5 protein-coding genes are annotated in these 21983 nt (G+C 52.5%); 4 read left to right on the plus strand and 1 reads right to left on the minus strand.

Annotated elements, in window-relative coordinates; all coding sequences use genetic code 11:
• Positions 1-2: 2 nt before the first annotated feature.
• On the minus strand, positions 3-8360 hold the full coding sequence (locus KDW_RS20990; protein ID WP_151757911.1) for a non-ribosomal peptide synthetase: 8358 nt from the start codon (positions 8358-8360) through the stop codon (positions 3-5).
• Between the two features lie 579 nt (positions 8361-8939).
• Here KDW_RS20990 and KDW_RS20995 point away from each other — a divergent pair.
• The 4 genes from KDW_RS20995 to KDW_RS21010 all read left to right on the plus strand — a co-directional run bounded on the left by KDW_RS20995 (position 8940) and on the right by KDW_RS21010 (position 21982).
• Positions 8940-9674 (plus strand): GNAT family N-acetyltransferase, encoded by a 735-nt coding sequence (locus tag KDW_RS20995; RefSeq protein WP_151757912.1) that lies wholly within the window; start codon positions 8940-8942, stop codon positions 9672-9674.
• A 55-nt stretch (positions 9675-9729) separates the two neighbouring features.
• A complete protein-coding gene (locus KDW_RS21000) occupies positions 9730-11925 on the plus strand; it encodes an MFS transporter (protein WP_162005461.1) in 2196 nt (731 codons plus the stop codon).
• 330 nt (positions 11926-12255) lie between these two features.
• Complete coding sequence (locus KDW_RS21005; protein ID WP_151757914.1) at positions 12256-18822, plus strand: non-ribosomal peptide synthetase; 6567 nt, start codon at positions 12256-12258, stop codon at positions 18820-18822.
• On the plus strand, positions 18803-21982 hold the full coding sequence (locus KDW_RS21010; protein ID WP_162005462.1) for a non-ribosomal peptide synthetase: 3180 nt from the start codon (positions 18803-18805) through the stop codon (positions 21980-21982). The genes KDW_RS21005 and KDW_RS21010 overlap by 20 nt, the downstream gene beginning before the upstream one ends.
• The last annotated feature ends 1 nt before the right edge of the window (position 21983 follow it).

Consider the following 21983-nt stretch of genomic DNA (forward strand, 5'->3'; position numbering starts at 1 on the left):
GATTACTCCTCTATCTCGGAGTCTTCTTCCGATAGGAATTGTTCTAGCTCCTCTGGTGAGAGACCTTCTAAGAGCGCGAGGAGGTCTTGCGTGTCGTCGGTTTCACGTGGCTGGATAGGAATCTCCGCCACCTGTGGGGCTATGTCTGTCTGCTCTTGCTGCATCTTTTGTTCTATCTCCCGAGCAAGCTCTGCCAGCGTTGCATACTCAAAGAGTACGCGTATCGGAATATCAACCTGGAAGGTGGTACGGATGCGGGAAACCATCTGCATCAGCAGGAGCGAATGGCCACCGGAGGCAAAGAAATTAGCCTGTGCGCTGACATGCTGGATATGCAAAAGCTCTTGCCAGATGATGGCCAGTTGCTGTTCGATGACTGTTTCTGGTTCTCTTTCAGTTTGCTCGGACTGCCCCCATTCTGGTAGTGGTAGTTGTGTACGATCAATTTTGCCATTTTTGTTGGCGACAAACGCAGGTACCAGAATCAGCAGTGGTAGCATATAGTCAGGTAAACGGGCCTGCATCCATTCATGTACTGTCTGGGTTGAAAGGCTATTTTGTGTCTGAGGCACAATATAGGCAACCAGACGTATGTTGCCACCAGGATCCTTATGTGTGATTACCAGCGACTTTTGGACGCCTGGATGTTGCTGGAGCACGGCCTCAATTTCTTGTAGCTCAATGCGGAAACCACGGATTTTTACCTGTTCATCGGTTCGCCCGACAAAATCTAGCTCCCCATGTTCAAGCCAGCGGACCAGATCGCCTGATTTATATAATCTGGCTCCAGGTTTCTGGCTGAAAGGATGTGGTAAGAAACTGGCGGCAGTAATGTCCGCACGCTGCACATACCCTCGCGCCAGGCCCGCGCCGCCCAGGTATAACTCACCTACACAACCTGGTGGTACTGGCTGCATGTTGTTATCCAGTACATACACAGTTGTATTTGTGATAGGTGGGCCGATAGGGATATTCCGGGCTGGATCGCTGAGGGTTTCTATGTGATACACGGTTGAAAAGGTCGCGTTTTCGGTTGGCCCATACACATTGATCAGGTGCTCCGGTTTATGCTCAAACATACTCTGGATTGCATGTGGATCTGCGCGCTCACCACCGAAGAGGACGACACGCATATGTTCATAGATGTCTGGATGGAGATATGCCAGTTGATTAAAGAACATTGTGGTTGCGAGCATGATAGTTGCTCTATGCTCAGAGAGACGCTGATAGAAATTTTTGGGTACCAGCATAAGCTCACGGGGCATGACGACCAGTTTGGCTCCGTTCAGCAAAGCTCCCCAGATTTCAAAGGTGGCAGCATCAAATGAAACGTTGGAGAGATGGAGCATGACATCCGCTGTCTTGATTTGAATATAGTCTGTCTCTCTCACCAGTCGAATAATGCCCTGGTGGGTAACTGCTACACCTTTCGGTTGGCCTGTGGAACCAGAGGTGTACAGCACATAGGCAAGATTCTGGCCGCAGGTTTCACGCTGCGGATTTGTGCTTGCATACTGAAGCAGATTACTTTCATCCCGATCAAGGCAATGGACTGGCCCGCTCCACTCAGCGACCTTCTCCAGGAATTGTTGCTGGACCAATAGTAGTTGAATGCTGGCATCTTTGAGTAGAAAATTCAGGCGCGCTGGTGGGAGTTTCGGATCGATTGGCACGTAGACTTCTCCTGCTTTGAGCACCGCCAGAATTCCAATAATCAGGTTGAGCGAACGTTCAGCACACAGGCCAACACAGATTTCTGGTCCGATGCCCTGTGCCTGGAGATAATGGGCGAGCTGATTGGCCCGTTGATTTAATGCAGCATAGCTCAGGACTTCGTCTGTCTCACTGACGATGGCCAGTGCATCTGGATCCCGTGTTACCTGCTCTTCAAAGAGCGCCGCTACCTCTGTCGGGCCTGGGATAGAGCGCTGTTGTGTTTCATTCAACTGATACAGCAGCTTGTCTTCTTCCTGTGGCGAGAGCAATGCCAGCCGTGCTAGCGGGCGCTGAGGATGCTCCACCATCTGCTCAAGGATAGTCTCCAGCGTACGGGCGAATTGTTTAATGCTATGGGGAGCAAACAGGTCGGTGGCATATTCAAAAGTCGCTTGCAGACTGCTTGATGTATCTTCCCAGGTCAGACTCAGATCAAACTTGGAGGTTGCGGTATGGCTGGGAAGTTTTCCTACGAGCAGATCCCCGAGTTGTACCTGTACCGGTTCCTGCTCGATGACGCAGGTGGCCTGGATGATGGGTTGATAGCTTGAATTGCGTTCCGGTTGAAGTGCTTCGACGATACGATCAAATGGCACATCTTGATGGGCATAGGCATCCAGTGCGACCTGCTGAACGTGTTGAAGTAACTCACTGCACGATAGCGAGCCTGAGACCTTGTAGCGCAAAGGCAATGTATTTACGAAGAAGCCAACGATCTCTTCTAATTCGATCTGTGTGCGACCTGCAACTGGCAAGCCAAGCACCAGGTCCGTTTGTCCTGTATAGCGTGATAAGAGAATCAGGTAGGCACTGACCAATGTCACAAATAATGTCACGCCCTGTTGCTGACTGGTTGCGCGCAGGCGTGCCGAAAGCTCGGCTGACAGACCGAACTGATAGGCATCGCCACGATAGCTTAGCAGTGCAGGCCGAGGATAATCGGTCGGTAGTTCAAGCAGGTTGGGGGCCCCATCCAGATGCTGTTTCCAATATTGAAGTTGTTGCTGGAACTGCTCATGCTGTAACCATTGTCTTTGCCAGACGGCGTAATCAGCATACTGAAATGTACGTTCAGGCAATGTCGGGGCTGTGCCCTGTGAATAAGCATTATAGAAAGCATGGAGATCATCGAGCAAGACACCCATTGACCAGCCATCGGTCGCCATATGATGGATGGTGAATAGGAAGATATGTGCTTGATCCTGTATTTTGAGCAGTGTGCAGCGTAACAGTGGTCCGTTGCTCAGATCAAATGGAGCTTCGGCGTCCTGCCTGCGTAAGCGTTGTTGTTCTCTCTGCCGTACCACTGGCGGTAGCGAACTTACATCTACCAGTGGAAATTGTTCTTCTGCCGAGTCGTTAATATGTTGCCAGGAGACACGTGGCTGCCCATCGGTGATGTGTAGCGTTGTGCGCAGGGCTTCGTGGCGCTGTACCAGGTCCTTCAGGCTGCGTTGCAACGCCCGGACCTGAAGGTCACCCTGTATCTGAAAGTGTAGCGCGACATTATAGAGCGCACTGTTAGTATCCAGTTGATAAAGGAACCAGAGCCGCTCTTGTGCCAGGGAGAGAGGAAAATCTGTTTGCTCCGGTTGGTGGGCGACGATTTTGTGCTCGGTGGCTAATGATGCCTGTGGGGATCCAGATTGTGAAGCTGTAATGACCTCAGCTATCTCTGCAATGGTTGGCATACTGAAGAGTACACGTAGTGGAACGTTTACGTTGAACGCTTTATTGGTGCGGGCGATCAGCCGCGTTGCCAGTAATGAATGGCCGCCCAGGGCAAAAAAGTTATCGTAAATGCCCACGTGTTCCAATTGCAGAACATCCATCCAGATGTGCGCCAGCGTTTCCTCCGTGGGAGTTCGGGGTCCCGTTAATTGTGATGGACTGGAGAGCCCATAGTCGGGATGTGGTAAGCGCTTCCGATCGATCTTACCATTTGGTGTCAGTGGTAATGCTGGCAAGAATAGATAGCTGGCTGGTAGCATATAGGCAGGCAGGCGTTCTTGCAAATAGCTCTGTAACTGGTTTTCGCTCAGGGTTGTATCGGACACAGGAACCAGATACGCCACCAATCGTTGGATAGCAGGTTGCTCTGCCTGGAGGAGCACGACACATTCCGCAACATCAGGATGATGCTGTAAGAGCGCCTCAATCTCACCAATCTCAATGCGGAAGCCGCGAATCTTAACCTGTTGATCGCGACGACCAATGAACTCGAGCGAGTGATCAGTCCGATAGCGCACCAGATCGCCGGTCCTGTACAATCGACTTCCCTCACTGCTACCAAAAGGATCCGGGATAAAGCGCTCGGCTGTCATTGCGGGCTGATTGATGTAGCCATACCCGACACTTGCGCCACCGATACACAACTCCCCGATGGCTCCCTGCGGCGTGAGTTGCAGAAATTCATCCAGGATATAGAGTTGGACTCCGCTGATTGGATACCCAATGTCGGGAAGTTGTCCAGCGGTAGTTGTGCTCACCTGACCAGAGGTGGCGACGATTGTGCATTCAGTAGGACCATAGTTGTTGATGACCTGAAAAGGAAGTCCTGCTGTCGAGAAGGAATGTAGTACGTCACCACCAACCAATAACAGGCGCAACGCGCACGTTTTCGGCCACTCAAGGATGAGGAGTTGTTCGGCCAGCGGGGTTGGCGCAAAGCAGATGGTGATCTGTTGCTGGATCAAGAATTGTTGGAGCTTGAGCGCATCCATACGAACATCGTCCGCAACCAGAAAGATCCGCGATCCCATTAATACATAGGGCCATAATTCCCAGACGCTGGCATCAAAGCCGAGTCCTGCCAGATGGGTGCTGCGCTCATGCGAGGAGAGCGCAAACGCCTGCTGGTGCCACTGGACCATATTGTGGAGATTGCGATGGGTAATCCCCACACCCTTGGGCCGTCCGGTCGAACCTGATGTATAAATACTATAAGCTAATTGTTCTGGCGAAGACGGGACTGCAATCCTGTGCGTGGGATATGTGCTGAGTATTTCCTGGCTGTGTTCCAGGCACAGCAACTGCGCTTCTGCCTGGATATGGACAAGATGATTCACCAATGTCTGTTGCGTAATCACCAATGCGCAGTGTGCATCCTGGATGATAAAGGCCACGCGTTCGGGTGGTGTTGAAGGATCAAGTGGGACATACACGCCGCCGACTTTCAGGATTGCCAGCATGGCGACCACCATCCATGGCGTACGTTCCAGACAGATGGCTACACTCGTTCCTGTGGTTACATTCAGGCTGTGGAGATAATGTGCCAGTTGATTGGCCTGTTGCTCTAATTGTTGATAGGTTATATCTGTATCGGCTTGCGTGAGCGCGATATTTGTCGGCACCCGTTGCGCCTGACGTTCAAAGTATTCATGGATACACAGTATCGTTGATGCCGGGGTAGCAGGTGGATTATATGTAGAGATAAGATCATACTGTTCTTTGCGGCTCAACAAGGATAGCTGATGGATATTGCGGTCCGGAGTAGCCACGCAGGCTTCTAGCAGAGTGTGAAAATTGCTGGCCCAACGCGCCATGGTCTCGGCCTCAAAAAGATCTGTATTGTACTCAAAATAGCCTGCTAGCTGTGCATCTTCCTCCCAGAGATACAGGGTCAGGTCGAATTTTGCCATGCCTGTATCAAAGTGCACCTGCTCAATATCGCGTTGCGTACTGCTATTTTCGCTAAAGAGCACATTTTCCCAGGCAAAGGAGGTCTGGAATAATGAATGATAGCTCAGACTGCGTTCAGGCTGCACTATTTCGACGACCCGCTCAAAAGGTGCTTCTTGATGGGTATATGCTAGCTGCATCGTCTTTTTGGTGCGTTGCAACACTTCTTTGAATGATGGTTGGCCGCCCAGGTGAATCCGAATTGCCAGGGTGTTGGCAAAAAAACCGATTAATTGTTCGACACTGCTATGGTTGCGGCCCGCGACCGGCGTACCCAGCACAATATCATCCTGACCACTATAGCGGGCCAGTAAGACCTGAAAGGCCGCCAGGAGCGTCATATACAGTGTTACATTTTCCTGACGGCTTACCTGCTGGAGTTGTGTGCGCAGGAGCGATGGCAGCTTGAAGAAGTGTTGGGCTCCTCGATAGCTTAGCACTGGTGGTCGGGGATGATCATAGGGGAGTTCCAGTAAAGCTGGCGCGTCAGCTAACTCCTGTTGCCAGTAGGCCAGATGCGACTCCAGGTAGGCCTCATTAAGATAACCACGTTCCCAGAGCGCGAAATCTTTATATTGCAAGGTCAGTGCAGGTAGGACTGGTGTCTGACCTGCCAGGAGCGCTTCATAGGTATTCAACAGTTCGTGGATAAAGATAGCCATTGACCAGCCATCAGCCACAATGTGATGGATGGCAAGTGCCAGCACAAAGTCGTCATTGGCTTGCTGAAAGAGTACGGCTCGCAGGAGTGGGGGCTGCGTGAGCTGGAATGGTAACTGGATCAATTCCAGGCAGCATTGTTGAAAGGCCTTTTCAGGATCCTTTAGATGACGTATATCAATCAGGGGAAGCGGCAGATTGAGCATGGGTGCGATGACTTGCCGTGGCTGACCATTCAGTGCCTGAAAGGAGGTGCGTAATATTTCATGGCGTTCTATGATGGCCTGGAAACTCTGATAGAACAATGGGAGATTGAGTATGCGCCGCAAGCGTACCGCCAGGGGTATGGTGTAAAAATCACTTCCCTCCGCCAACTGATCCAAAAACCAGAGCCGTTCCTGGGCGAAGGATAAGGGGAGATGGGTCTGATCTCCCACAGGAAGCGCGACAATCTCGGTCGTCTGCGACGCAACAGGTGTCTGGTCGATCCTTGCCGCCAGCGTGGCGATGGTGGGATATTCAAAAAGTGTCTGTAAGGGAAGATCAATCTGAAACGCTTCACGGATCCTGGTCAGGACGCGAATGGTCAGCAGCGAGTGTCCACCAATGGCAAAGAAATCATCATTGATACCGATTGGTTGTGTCTGCAGTACATCACTCCAGATTGTTGCTACCCGTTCCTGAACCTGTGTCTGGGGCGCGACATACGGGTTTGTGCTACGAAGATCAGCACTGGAAGGCACTGGTAAAGCCGCACGATCAATTTTGCCATTATGGTTTAAGGGTAAATGCTCCAGGTGTATAAACGTTGCTGGCAGCATATACTCTGGCAAGCGTTGCTGTAGATAGTGACGTAGCGCGATCGTGCTTAACGATTCACCAGGTGCTGCGACCACATAGGCTGCCAGTTGTTGCTCGTCGCGTTGATTGCGAAAGACTTTGACCACGCCCTGCTGGACCGCTGGATGACTCTGGAGGTGCGCTTCAATTTCTCCAGGTTCGATCCGGTGACCACGAATCTTCACCTGGTCATCGCTACGCCCGATGTATTCAAGCTCACCATTTGCATAGCGGCGCACAATATCTCCGGTGCGATAGATGCGGCGACCCGGTTGGTCACTAAAAGGATCTGGCAGGAAGCGTTCCGCGGTCAGGTCTGGACGGTTCTTGTAGCCCCAGGCCAGGCATTCTCCACCAATATACAGTTCTCCCTGTACACCCGTCGGCACCTGTTGTTGCTGTTGATCGAGCAGATACACATAGGTATTAGTGATAGGATCTCCCAGTGGAATAAACGTGCGCTGCTCGCCAGGCTGGATAAGCGAAGAGGTCATACTGATCGCGGCCTCAGTGGGACCATACAATTGCTGGACCGCTATCGGCAGTATGCGCGCGAAGCGTTGGAGTAACTGGGCACTGACGGCTTCACCACCGCTCATCACGCAGCGCAGGCTTGTGCACTGAGCCAGTGTTGGTTCCTGGACAAGAAGAGAGAGGAGCGAAGGTACCACATGGATGACTGTGATCTGTTCACTTTGTAGTGCAGCGATGAATTGGCGAGGATCAAGTACACGTTCAACCGGAAAAATAACAGTGCTTGCACCCACCAGCCAGGGGGCGCATATTTCCCATACCGCAATATCAAAGCTCCAACTGGCTACCTGTGCTAAACGATCACCGGCCTGCAAGTCACAATCCTCAATACCCCACCAGAGCCGATTGAGGATGGCTCGATGCGATATCATAACACCTTTAGGCATGCCAGTTGAACCGGAGGTATAAAAAATATAGGCCACATCATCCGCTATCAGCGTGGAGACTGGCCGTGTGATGGGTTGTTGCTGAATCTGCTCCCATTGCTGATCCAGGCAAAGGACCTGTAATCCTGTTGACGTCACCGTCTCTTCGAGTGCAGCCACAGTCACAATCAATTGTATATTTGCCTGTGTGGCGAGCCATGCCAGACGTTCCCGGGGAAGCCGCGAGTCTAACGGAACATAGATACAGCCAGCTTTCAAGATACCGAGCAGTCCGAGGGAGGCAATCAGGGAGGGGGGGACACAGAGTCCCACCGGTTGTCGAGGAGTTTGGCCAAGCGCATGGAGCATATGTGCAATTTGATTGGCCTGCTGATCCATATCTCTATAGTTCAGTGTACCTTCAGGAGCTACTAACGCCAGGCCGTCTGGGGTTCGATCAACCTGAGCTTCAATCATTTGAGCCAATGTATGCTGATTCGGAGAGTTATGATATCGTCCCCATCTTGACTGGAATATATGAGTCTGTGCCTCTTCTTCGAGCATGTTTATTCCATCCTCTATAACTCAGGTGTCATATTTCAGTGTGGAAAGATCGTGGAAAGCATAGGAAGCAAACATTCATGCAGGACAGGATTTTTCAGGGAAAATACAGACATCTTACCTCTTATATAGTTAAATAGTATTGTGCTTTTCTATCTAAGTGGTGAGCTGATAAATATTTTTACATGCGTGCACACATGAAGATTGCAGCATTACTTACAATCAGATCTATGCTAATAAATTGTGGCATCCAACTATATTCTGTAAGTAAATATACTGCTGCTCGCACTCCTACGCTAAGAGTATAGCAGTGAGTATTATGAATTGCAATAGCGGCATAATGCCTCTAGCTATCATCATTAATAAAAGAAGTTACTTGCTAAATCAAATCTCTGGTGCTATATTAATAGCCACGTACGTTACTTGTTATAACTACGTATTTAAGGCATAGCTAATTATTTTACCTCTTTAAATGATGCAATTTTTATTTGTGTCTGATAAAGAGGCGTCTATCATTTACCCTTGTGTTTACTCTATAGTCACTTCAAACTAAGCTGTTTGCCTGTAAAGGAACGTAAGCAAATGGGGTACACTGTCGTGACGCTTGCCGAGCGTCCTGAATTGGAAGCGGATTTGCCGCGTCTTCACAGCGCGAACTGGCCAGAGTTTGTGATGGAAGATGCGATAGCTCTACAATACTGGGGATCGTTATTCTCAACATTTCCAGAATTCCAATATTTCCTCTGCGACGAAGAGGATGAAGTATGTGCAGCCGGCCATGCTATTCCATTGGCCTGGGATGGAACGACTACTGGACTATTAGCTGGTTGGGATGAGGCGTTAGAATATGGTGTGTTGCACCGTGAGCAGGCGCCGAACGCGCTCTGTGGTTTATCCATCGTGGTGGATCCAGAGATTAAAAGCCAGGGACTCAGCACACGCATGGTGCAGGCTATGAAAGATATTGCGCTCCAACATGCTTTGCATACTTTAATTATTCCTCTACGCCCTGCTCAAAAACATCAATATCCTTTAATTCCCATGGAAGATTATATCCAATGGACCCGTGCCGATGGCGCGCCCTTTGATGGTTGGTTACGTACCCACCTGCGTCAGGGGGCACGCATATTGTCTGTTGTACCACGATCAATGGTGACCCGTGGTTCTGTCTCGCAATGGGAAACCTGGACAGGACAGACTTTTCCTGGAAGTGGTCTCTATGTGGTCGAAGGGGCGCTATCCCCTATTGCCATCGATCGTGTCCAGGATCAAGGGCTCTATGAAGAGCCAAACGTGTGGATTAGCTACACGTTCTAACTGTTATCATGTCTCACCTCCTAAATATTTGCAGCCCATTAAAGAAAGGACTCTAATGAGCGTAACTGTTGCAGTTGACTCACCGAAGAAGCCCCCTACGTTGCCTCAGCGCCTGCTTATCAATAGAAATTATGCTTTTATGTGGGTTGGTATGGCGACTTCGCGTCTGGGTAACGTTGTTTTTGATATCGCTTTGCTGCTCTGGGTCGCGACGACCCTGGCGCGTAATGCTCCCTGGGCCGCCTTTGCGGTTGGTGCCTTAACCTTTATCCCACAGGTCGTGGCTTTACTGATGGGAACCGTTGCCGGTGTCTTTGTTGATCGCTGGGATAAACGTCGCACCCTCCTCTGGATGGACGGGATTCGTATTTTTATTGTCCTGGCGCTGGTCTTCGCGTCTGGTATTTTTCCCTTACCCTTTCCATCTGGGAGTGATGCTGCCACCTTTTTTCAATTAGGCTGTGCCTTCCTGATCCTGGTGTTCCTGAGTTGCTGTGATCCTTTTGTCAATCCCGCCCTCCTGATTCTTTTGTATGATATTGTGGCTGAAACAGAGCTCCCACGGGCGTTTGGACGCGGCCAGGTGCTGAATAACCTGGGTGTTATCGTTGGACCCCCGCTGGCTGCGGGCATCTTTTTCACCCTGGGTATCCAGTGGTGTATCCTGATCAATGCCGTTTCCTTCCTTATTTCATTCATTTGTTTCTATATGATTCGACCAGAAAAAAGCGAGCAGGAGCAAAAAGAGGAGAAGGCTCAAGAGAAGACCAAAGAAAAGTCGGCTGGCTTTTTGCGCGAGATGATTGATGGACTCCGCTTTGTTGGAGGCAACGGCGTTTTGATCGCTGTTGGTGTTTCGCTCTCATTCATCGCTCTGGGTGCCGGTGGCCTGAATGCGCTTAACCTCTTTTTTGCCACCAATAACTTGCATGTCGTACCGAATATCTACGTGTATATCGATGTACTCTATGGCGTAGGCGCGATCCTTGGAGCGCTCTTTGTTGGTCCCTGGATCCAAAAGCGGCTGGGCATTTTGCGTGGCTTCTGGCTTCCTGGTATTGTCACCGGTACCCTGTTGCTGATCTATTCACGCCTGGATAATGTCTATGCGGCCTTTGTGGTCCTCTTCTTTGTCGGTATGTCGCAGGCCACCTTTTATATTTCCTTTGGACCCTTACTACTGAAAGTGACGCCGCGCAAATTGATCGGTCGTGCCAACGCCGTCATCGGACAGTTATCAACCTTCTCAGGCATGATCTCGATTGGTTTAGCTTCTCTGCTGGTCACGGCACCTCTGCATAACAAACACCTTGAGGTGCTCGGAACCACCTTTGGACCAATCGACACCATCTTCCTGATTGTCGGTCTCCTGGCGCTCACCAGCGGCCTTCAGGCCATGGTCACGCTTAATGATTATAAGCTGGTTGAACAGAAATCCGCCGAGCCTGTCGCTACGGAAGCTACCGAGACAAAGATAGAAGAGCCGATTGCCCTGAATGTAGAGCAAGAGGCCGAGGAGCTAGCCGCGTTAGCTATTGTCGAGGAAGAGAAAGCCACGGAAAAGCCCGCGACTGAGCAAACAGAAGAAGCCAATCAACCGCTGGTAGAGCATATCGGAGGGACCGGCTGGTTTAGTTCTGGTCGTAAGCAAGCCCTTGTCTGTGTCCTTGGCCTGCTGGTCTGTCTCCTCTTCCTGGTGCCAGTAGCCATCTGGGCACCAAGCTCAACTGCTGCCTCGGTCACCATCACCGGTGGTCAGCCAGCGAATGGACAGCCAATCAGCAACATGAAATGTGCTCCCGACGTAGCAACGAAGCAGCAAATACGTACCCATCTGACCCTCTATGTGGATGGTAAGCTAGCGGCTATACCGCGTGGTATCGGCATCGTCTCACCCAGCCAACCAGGCGTATCCGCCCTCGCCAGCAATGGAAAGCTCTACTGCTTATATCCGTTGCACGTCTTTGAAGATGACAACATCATCCATGCCGACCTGCCAGACACCCGAACCTATACGCTTGGCCAGTTCTTTAGTGTCTGGGGCCAACCCTTAAGCCAGACCCAGGTCACCAGCTACCATGCAGACACCAATCGTCCGATAAGCTTCGTCATCTTTGATGGCAACGGCCAGAAAAGCACCTATACTGGTGACCCTGCAACCATACCCTTAAAAGAACACCAAACCATTGTCATCCTATACAACAGCCCTGACATTCACCCAACCGCCTTCACCGACTGGAACGGACTCTAAACCAGGCAATCGAGTGCAAACCTCGAACCCACGGGGTACGTATCGCGAGGTCCGGGGCCAATCGAGTGCAAACCTCGAGCCCACGGGTACGTATCGCGAGGCCCGGGGCCAATCGAGTGCAAACCTCGAACCCACGGGGCGCGACCCTGTGCATTGTCGTAAGGCCGGGCGGGATTGTTAAGGGCAGCCGCCCTTAACCTGGGGTCCGGGGCTGCGCCCCGGTTCTCCCCCCTCCCTCCCCGCCGCCGGCGGCGGCGGGGAGGGAGCAACCATTAACTATAGCGTATTAGAGATATTCATAACCAAAAGCGCAGGCTAGGAGACACCGGGATGATCGCTGAATCAATCGATGACATCTACGAACTTTCACCAATGCAACGAGGCATGCTTTTTCATACCCTTTACACTCCTCATTCTGGCGTCTATATAGAACAAGCCATCTATCACTTGCAGGGAGCTTTACAGCCGGATCTGCTGCGACAGGCGTGGCAGTCTATCCAACAACGCCATCCAGTATTGCGTACACTATTTATCTGGGAAGGTATCGATGAACCGGTACAGGTGGTACAACAAATAGCCGAACTGCCCTGGCAAGAATTAGACTGGCGTGGCTATTCAACCTCCGTCCAACAGAGTAGCCTGGATGAATTGCTGGCGAACGACCGCCAGCGTGGCTTCGATATGAAGCAGGCTCCTTTGCTGCGTATTTCGCTATTACGGCTTGCACATCAGGAATATTATTTGCTATTTACCTATCATCATCTACTACTGGATGGCTGGTCGCTGGCCGAGACATTGCGCGAAGTGCTGATCACATATGAGGCGTATGTGCAGGGGAAAGAGCCCGCCTTGCAGATCACGCGGCGACCATATCATGATTATTTGCTCTGGTTGCAAGAGCAGGATCAGAGTGCCGCCGAGCAGTTCTGGCGTACGTATCTGGCTGGCTTTGTGGCGCCAACTCCACTTGTACTGCAATCAGCAGCGGAGACGGCTGATACGACGAGTGTCGCTCCCCAATTGCTTGATCAGGACGCTGCAGCGAATGCTGAACAGACTTCGGCGCATGCACGCTTGCATCTCAGCGGTGGCCGCTCGGTAACCTTACAGGGTCTGGCGCTCTCGATGGAGAAAACAGAGGCGTTACGGCAATTCGCCAGACAACACCGCCTGACCATCAATACGCTGGTACAAGGTGCCTGGTCGCTGCTCCTGAGCCGCTATAGCGGACAGGATGATATTCTCTTTGGCGCGACGGTCAATGGTCGGCCATTAAGTCTTCCCGGCGCGGAGGATATGATTGGTCTCTTTATCAATACCTTGCCTGTACGTGTCCCCATACCAGCACAGGAATCGCTCCTGACCTGGCTGACCCAACTTCAGATGCAGCAGGCCGACATGCGCCAGTATGATTATAGCCCGCTGGTGCAGATTCAAGGCTGGAGCGATGTGCCGCGTGAGTTGCCGCTGTTCGAAAGTCTGATGGTGTTTGAGAATTATCCCCTTAATAGCGCCGAGGAGCCGGGAACCGTGAGCACGCTTGAAGTGCGTGCAGTACAGATGTTGGAACAAACGAATTATCCACTGGTCCTGGCGGTGGGAGCCTGGCGACGGCTCGAATTACATCTGGGATATGCAACGACACAGTTCGCGGGATCCGCGATTGCTCGCATGCTTGAACATCTGGCTATGTTGTTAGATGAATTTCTGGCGCATCCTGAGCAGCGGCTCCTGAACTATTCTTTGCTTACGGAGCGCGAAAAACAGTCTATCCTGACGACCTGGAATCAGACGGCTGAACCCTATCCGTCTTATCACAACTGGACCGAGCTGTTTGCGCAGCAGGTGCAACGTACACCCGAGTCGTCTGCGCTTTGTTATGGATCTGAAGTCTACAGTTATCAGGACCTGGAGCAGCGGGCGAATCAGCTTGCGCATTATCTCCAGCAGCAAGGAGCTGGACCCGAGGTACGGATTGCCGTTTGTCTGGAACGTTCTCCCGATCTCTGTGTAAGCCTGTTAAGTTGTCTGAAGGCAGGCGCAGCCTATTTTCCCATCGATCCCCATTATCCACCTGAGCGCATTGAATTTCTGCTGGCAGATGCTGGTGTAGCAATTGTGCTCACCAGAAGCGACTTTCAAGCTGCCTGTAGCTATCCAGCCGCCAGAACGATAGTGCTTGATAAGGAGCAGGCAGTCATTGCGGAGCAGTCAATAGAGTCTCCGGCAACCTCAATCTATCCAGACAATGCCGCTTATCTTATCTATACCTCTGGTTCTACCGGTACCCCCAAGGGCGTCATCGGTACCCATCGCGCCCTGGTCAACCATAGCCAGGCTACTATTCAGCGTTATCAACTGGATTCCAATGATCGTGTGTTGCAGTTTGCTTCGTTGAACTTTGATGTCTTTCTGGAAGAATGCTTGCCCACCTGGTCAATAGGTGCGGCCGTGGTCATGTGGCCCGAGGCTTATCCAGCAGCACCGTCTGACTTTAATCGCTATCTTGAGCAAGAACGACTGACTATCATTAATATTCCTTCGTCCTACTGGCACGCATGGGTGGCGGAAATGATGCACGCGCAGGCGCATCCGTCACAGATGCTGAAAGCGGTGATTATTGGAAGCGAGCGAGCATTGCCAGCTCAGCTACAGAACTGGTATCGCTGTGCCACCGAGAAGGTCGCTCTGTATAATGCCTATGGATTGACCGAGACCACGATTACCGCTCTGACCTATCAGGCCCATGCAGAAGAGGCTGTAGGACAACTGGTTCCGGTTGGACAGGCGATCGGGAACGTACAGGCGTATATTCTGGATCCACAATTGCAGCTGGTGGCGATTGGCTTGCCGGGCGAACTGTATATTGGTGGTCTGGCTCTGGCGCGTGGTTATTTCCAGCGTCCCGAGCTGACTGCCGAACGTTTTGTCCCGCATCCTTTCAGCCAGCAGGAGGGCGCACGACTCTATCGGACTGGTGATCTGGCGCGCTATCTGCCGAGCGGGGCGATCGAAGTGATGGGACGCCTGGATACGCAGATTAAGATCCGTGGCTTCCGCATTGAGCCGGGCGAAATCGAGTCAGTTCTCGCGCAGGATCCGGCGGTACAGGAATGCGTGGTGGTTGTGCGTGAAGATGTTCCTGGTGAGTCGCGGCTGGTAGCCTATGTGGTGGCCAGAACCCAGATCCAGGCGCTGGCGGCCAGACTCCAATTGCGCATCCAGGAAAAGCTGCCACCCTATATGCTTCCCACTATCTGTATCCTGTCTGACCAGTTGCCCCGGACCAGTACCGGCAAAATAGATCCGCGTCAGTTGCCAGCGCCCGAGCAGCAGGGGACCACCAATAAAAAGAATTATGCCGCGCCCGAGACGCCACTTGAAGAGATACTGGCCAGTATCTGGGCCTCTGTTTTACAGGTAGAGAGTGTCGGACGGACCGAGCATTTTTTTCGGTTGGGTGGACATTCGTTGCAGGCTACTCAGGTTGTGGCGCGGCTACGCGATATCCTGCAGCTTGAGTTACCAGTGCGCGCGATTTATGATAAACCGACTATCGCTAAGCTTGCCACGCATATCGAAGCGCTACGCAAGCCAGAAAAGGGCCTGTCGATTCCAGCTATCACGCGTATGGAACGCCATGGACAGGTTCCCTTGTCGTTTGCGCAGGAGCGCTTCTGGTTTCTGAATCAATGGCAGCCAGATAATCCTTTCTATAATATTTCGCTGGCCCTGCAACTACATGGACTGCTTGACCAGCAGGCCCTGGAGCGCGCCTGGAAGTTGATGGTTGCGCGTCACGAGCCGTTGCGCACGACCATTCTCTCCCAGGATGGCGTGGCAAGCCAGCATATCAGCGCTGAGGATCCGAGTGCTCTGACGACAGTGGATCTGACTGGCAGGCCAGCCTCTGAGCGTGCTCAGGTGGTTCGCAGTTTGATCCAGCAAGAGGCGCAGCGACCCTTTCAATTGGATCAGGAGTTAGTCAGGCTGATCCTGTTTCAGCTTGATCCCAATGAACATGTGTTACTGCTAATCTTTCATCATATCATTGTCGATGGCTGGTCAATTGATCTCTTGCTGAACGAACTTCAGACGTTCTATCGTCAGCAGCAAGTGGAACCGGCGGCGACCGAGCCAGAACCATTGCCTTTGCAATATGCTGATTATGCGCTCTGGCAGCGTACCTGGTTGCAGGGAGAGATCCTGGAGACCCAGTTGAGCTACTGGCAGGAGCAATTAGCTGGCGCGCCTCCGACCCTGGATCTGCCGACCGATCGGCCGCGTCCAGCGGTCCAGACTTTTCGCGGTGCGATCTATCCTTTCAGCTTGAATCCAGCCGTCAGCCAGGGGCTGCAGGCGGTCAATCGTGAAGAAGGCGTGACCAATTTTATGGCCTTGCTGGCTGGCTTCTATCTGGTCTTTGTGCGTTACGCCGGTCAGTATGATCTGGTGGTAGGTACTCCGACCGCCGGTAGAACGCAGCGCGAGACCGAGCAGATGGTCGGACTCTTCCTGAATACCTTGCCTTTGCGTATTCATGGTGATGCGACCTTAACCTGGCGCGAATTGCTGGGCGTGGTGCGGGACGTGGCTTTAGATGCCTATACCCATCAAGATCTGCCTTTTGAGAAACTCGTTGAGGCGTTGCAGCCCGAACGCAGCCAGAGCCATTCACCGCTCTTCCAGGTACTCTTTGTCTTCCAGAATACGCCGCACAAAGAACTGTCCTGGCCAGGTTTGCAGGCTGAATTAATTGAGATTGGCAGTCGCACAGCCAAGCAAGATCTGACAATTGAGCTGCGCGAAACGGCTGAAGGTATACGCGGCGTGGTGGAATACAACATTGATCTGTTTGATGAAAACACGATCATACGCATGATCACGCATTTTCAGACCTTGTTGGGCAACGCCATCGAAGAACCTGATCTCCCGATTGGCGATCTGCCATTGCTGACGGCTGGCGAGCGTCAGCAGATGCTTGGTGAATGGAATGCGACCGCCCATGATTCCCTGCCTGATCTCTGCCTGCATACGTTGTTTGAGCAACAGGTCCAGCGCACCCCCACGGCTGTCGCTGTCCTGACCGAAGCGGGACAGCTGACCTATCAGGAACTTGATGAGCGGGCCAATCAACTGGCGCATTATCTGCGCTCACGTGGCGTCAGGCCAGAGCAGCGAGTTGGAGTATGCCTGGAACGCAAGCCGGAATTGATTATGAGTCTGCTGGCGATCCTGAAAGCTGGCGCGGCGTATGTACCATTTGATGTGCGCCTGCCACAGGAGCGCATCCGCTTCTGTCTTGAGGATGCTGATATCCAGTTAATGCTCACCCACACCGCGCTTGTACAGCAACTCGAATTATCCGAGGAGCAGGCTGTATGTCTGGATGCGTTGCAGGAACAGATTGCACAGCAGCCCAGGAGTGCCGTCCAGAGCAATGTCAGCGTGGCGAATCTGGCGTACCTGATCTATACTTCGGGCTCTACCGGAACCCCCAAAGCGGTGGCTATTACCCATCAAAGTCCGGCGGTGCTGGTCAAATGGGCGCAGAGCGTATTCGCGCCCGAGGATCTGGCGGGTGTGCTGGCGGCCACTTCAATCACCTTTGATCTCTCTATCTTCGAGATCTTTGTGCCCTTGAGTAGTGGTGGCACGGTCATCCTTGCCAATGATGCCTTGCATCTACCAACTCTGAAAACGGTGCAGCAGGTTACCCTGATCAATACTGTTCCCTCTGCGGCGGTCGAATTAGCGAATTTGCAGGCCATCCCGGAGACGGTGCGCGTGATAAATCTGGCCGGTGAACCACTGACCCTGCCGCTGGTGCAACAACTGTATCAGCAGACCATGGTCCAGCGTGTCTTCAATCTGTATGGACCTTCAGAGGATACAACCTACTCAACCTTTGGTCTTCAGACGCGTGACATCAGTGCTGCGCCGACGATTGGCCGGCCGCTGGCGCATACGCAGGTCTATCTGCTCGATGCCGCCTATCAACCTGTACCGGTCGGTGTGATTGGTGAAGTCTATCTGGGTGGCGCTGGACTGGCCCGTGGCTATCTGCATCGGCCGGAGCTTACCGCCGAGCGTTTTATTCCAGATCTCTTTAGCACTGAGCCGGGGATGCGCCTGTATCGAACTGGCGATCTGGCGCGCTATCGTCCGAATGGTGAGATTGAGTTTATTGGCCGTAATGATAATCAGGTCAAGATCCGTGGGTATCGTATTGAGTTGGGCGAGATTGAGCAGGCGCTACTCCAGCATCCAGATATTCAGCAATGCGTCGTGGTGGTCCGCGAGGATGCCGCCGGCGAGAAGTATCTGGTGGCCTATAGTGAGCTGAAAGCTGCTGTATCTTCCTCGGTTAGTAGTGAGTTTGAGCTACGACACTTTTTACGCGCACGCCTGCCCGAATATATGTTGCCCACTCGTTTTGAGGTGCTGGATGCCCTGCCGTTAAACGCCAATGGTAAAGTTGATCGGCGTGCGCTCCCAGAGCCGACGGAACGTGTAAGCAGTTTATTTGAGACGGCCATTATTACCGATGCCGCGCTATCTCAGGTAGAGGAATTGATCCAGAGCATCTGGTCGCAGTTGCTGCAGCGTGAGTCGATTGGCTTGCACGATAACTTTTTTGAACTTGGTGGCCACTCCTTATTGGCCATCCGCATTATCTCACGCATCCGGGAGCTGTTTCAGCTGGATGTGAAATTGCGGCTCCTGTTTGAAGCTCCGACTATTGCTGAACTTGCGCGCCATATTGAAGAATTGTTGCAGGTGAGCAGCCTGGAAACCAGCAGTGTGCCTGCGCTTCGTCCGCAGGAACGTCCCGCAGTCATTCCACTCTCGTTTGCGCAAGAAGCGGCTCTGGTTCTTGAGTCAGCTGGAGCCTGAAAGTCCGGCGTATACGTTACCATTTGCGCTGAAATTATCCGGTCACCTGCAAGTGGATCACCTGGAAAAATGCTTGAATGCGCTGATCCAGCGCCATGAAAGCTTACGTACAGCACTACTGATGCAGGATGATCGCTTGCAGCAAGTGATTATTCCCGAGCTTTCCATCAGCCTGCCAGACATACAGGTGATCGCCGCTACTGCCGAGGCGCAATCGCAAGAAATCCAGACTCTGGTGATGGAAGAAGCGATGACACCCTTCGATTTCGCGCAGCCATCATTGCTGCGACTCAAATTGCTGAAGGTCACCGCTGATGAACATATCCTCCTGCTCTCACTGCATCACTGTATCGCGGATGCCTGGTCAATTGGTATCCTGGTGAACGAGCTCAGCCTGCTCTATACTGCTTCGCTCTTACATGAAGAGGCACAATTGCCAGACCTGCCCATCCAGTACGCGGACTATGCGCTCTGGCAGCGGGAATGGTTGCAGGGTGCTGTGCTGGAGCAACAGCTGGGCTACTGGCGTACAGCCTTACGGGGAGCCCCCGAGGTGTTAGCGCTGCCACTTGATTATACGCGTCCCGCTGTTCAGATGCAGGAAGGTAAAGGCCATTCTCTGCATATTTCCCAGCACCTGACAGAGCAACTACACGCTTTGAGTCTGCAGGAAGGTGTGACCCTGTTTATGACCTTGCTGGCAGCTTTCCAGGTGCTGCTGCTACGCTACACGGGTCAGGATGATCTGGTCATTGGCACGCCGGTAGCGGGCAGGACGCAGAGTGAAACTGAAGGCTTGATTGGTTGTTTTATTAATACGCTGCCCCTGCGCACGCAGTTGTCCGGCAATCCTACATTCCAGGAACTGTTGGTGCGGGTCCGCGAAAGCTGTCTGGAAGCCTTCCGCCATCAGGAGTTGCCGTTTGAGCGCATCGTGGATGCCGTCCAGCCCGAACGCAGCTTGAGCCACCATCCATTGTTCCAGGTTATGTTCATCTTGCAGAACGCGCCGCAAGGTGATCTGAATCTGCCCGGCCTGGAATTAGAATCCTTGCCGATCAATAATCCGACCACTAAATTTGATATCACCCTGGCCTTGACGGAATTGCCAGAAGGTATCAGTGTCTTGTTTGAATATAATATTCATCTCTTTGATGCATCGACTATCATCGATCTTGCGCACCATTTTATGTCTCTGCTGGAAGAGATCGTGCGGGCTCCTGAGAAACAGTTGTTGAGCTATGAGTTGATGACGAGTGAGGAGCGGCAACGTTTCCTGACCATCACCAGTGGACCACTCGTCCCAGACTACCGTACCCGGACCGTGCTGCACATGATTGCCGAGCAAGCCACGCGTACTCCTCAGGTGGTGGCGATTGTAGCGGGTGAGCAACAGTTGACCTATGCCGAGCTGGATGCGCAATCCAATCAACTGGCCCGACTGCTGCGTCAACATGGCATCCACACCGAGACACGGGTCGGTATCTGTCTGGAACGCTCATTAGTGCTGCCGCTGGCCCTATTGAGTGTGCTCAAGGCCGGAGGAGTCTACGTTCCTCTGGATCCTAAGAGTCCACTTGAGCGGCTGGCCTTCCAACTGCGGAATGCGCAGATAGAGCTACTACTTACCCAGAGTCAGTTATTACAAACGCTGGATGCACTACCGTGCGCGTCGCTGTGCCTGGATCAGTTAGAGCAATCCTGGCAGCCCCTGCCTGCTGATCCTTTAGAAGAGACGGTCGTGCCTGAGCAACTGGCATATATCATCTATACTTCAGGCTCGACTGGTGAGCCAAAGGGCGTGATGGTGACCCATGAAGGCTTGAGCAACTATCTGGCCTGGGCCGTAGCTACCTATCCCATGCATGAAGGAAAAGGTGCGCCAGTCCACTCTGCGATCAATTTTGATCTGACGGTGACCAGCTTATTTGCTCCCTTGCTGACCGGCCAGGCCGTGGTGCTGTTGCCGGAGAAGCAGGCCGAGGAGCAGAGTCTTGAGGTATTACAGGCTGCCTTCTCCTCTGGACAGGAGTGGAGCTTTATCAAGTTGACCCCGGCCCATCTGGCTGGCTTGAGCCATCTGCTCGTCGAGGAACAGGTTGTGCAAGCCAGTAAGGCTTTGATTATTGGTGGTGAAGCGTTGGGCATGGAGCAGGTTAAATTCTGGCAAAAAGCCGCTCCTGAACTGCGCCTCTTCAATGAGTATGGTCCAACCGAAACGGTGGTTGGCTGTTGTGTGTATGAGCTTCAGTCGCAGGATACCCACACTGGCGCTATTCCCATCGGTCGCCCCATTGCTAATACACAGCTCTATATCCTGGATACGCAGATGAATCTGGTGCCGGCTGGTGGTATCGGTGAACTCTATATTGGTGGCGCGGGTGTGGCCCGTGGCTATCAGGGCAGAGCTGACCTGACGGCCGAGCGTTTTGTGCCTGATCCATTCAGTCAGATTCCAGGTAGCCGCCTGTATAAAACCGGGGATCTGGCGCACATGTTGCCCGGCGGCGATCTGGTCTATCGCGGCCGCAATGACCAGCAGATAAAGATCCATGGTTTCAGAATTGAGCCGGAGGAAATCGCGGTTGTGCTGTTGCGTCATTCGGCTATCCGTGATGCTTTGATCATGGCGCGTGCGAACCAGGCTGGCATGCCACAACTGGTCGCATATCTGCTCGCTGAGCCGGATCAGGCGGTGACCCGTGAGGAGATCCAGCGCTATCTACAGAAAGCTCTGCCTGCCTATCTGGTCCCCTCTGTTTATATATTCCTGGATGCCTTCCCGCTGGCGGCTACCGGTAAAGTGGACCGGCAGGCCTTGCCTGATCCAGAGTTCACGTTACCGGACGCAACCTATGAGGCTCCTTTGACCCCTATCGAAGAGACGCTGGCGACGATCTGGATGCACGTCCTGCATGTTGAACGCGTTGGACGGCACGATAACTTTTTCGCTTTAGGTGGTCAATCGCTGCTGGCGACCCAGATTATCTTCCACGTGCGCCGTGATCTACAGACTGAAATGCCTCTGCGTACCCTGTTTGCCGCACCGACTATTGCCAGTTTTGCGGAAGCGATTATTCAGCAGGAACTGGCTGAAGCTGAAAATGAGGACCTGCTGCAGATCCTGGCCCAACTCGGCGAGTTGCCGCATGAGAACTGAT

It is taken from the genome of Dictyobacter vulcani (assembly GCF_008974265.1).
GTDB classification, from domain to species: Bacteria; Chloroflexota; Ktedonobacteria; order Ktedonobacterales; family Ktedonobacteraceae; genus Dictyobacter; species Dictyobacter vulcani.

Excerpts from the sequence above, each read along its gene's own strand:
- KDW_RS21000 (WP_162005461.1), top strand. The coding sequence starts at position 9,730 with ATGAGCGTAACTGTTGCAGTTGACTCACCGAAGAAGCCCCCTACGTTG.
- KDW_RS21005 (WP_151757914.1), top strand. The coding sequence starts at position 12,256 with ATGATCGCTGAATCAATCGATGACATCTACGAACTTTCACCAATGCAA.
- KDW_RS20995 (WP_151757912.1), top strand. The coding sequence starts at position 8,940 with ATGGGGTACACTGTCGTGACGCTTGCCGAGCGTCCTGAATTGGAAGCG.
- KDW_RS20990 (WP_151757911.1), bottom strand. The coding sequence starts at position 8,360 with ATGCTCGAAGAAGAGGCACAGACTCATATATTCCAGTCAAGATGGGGA.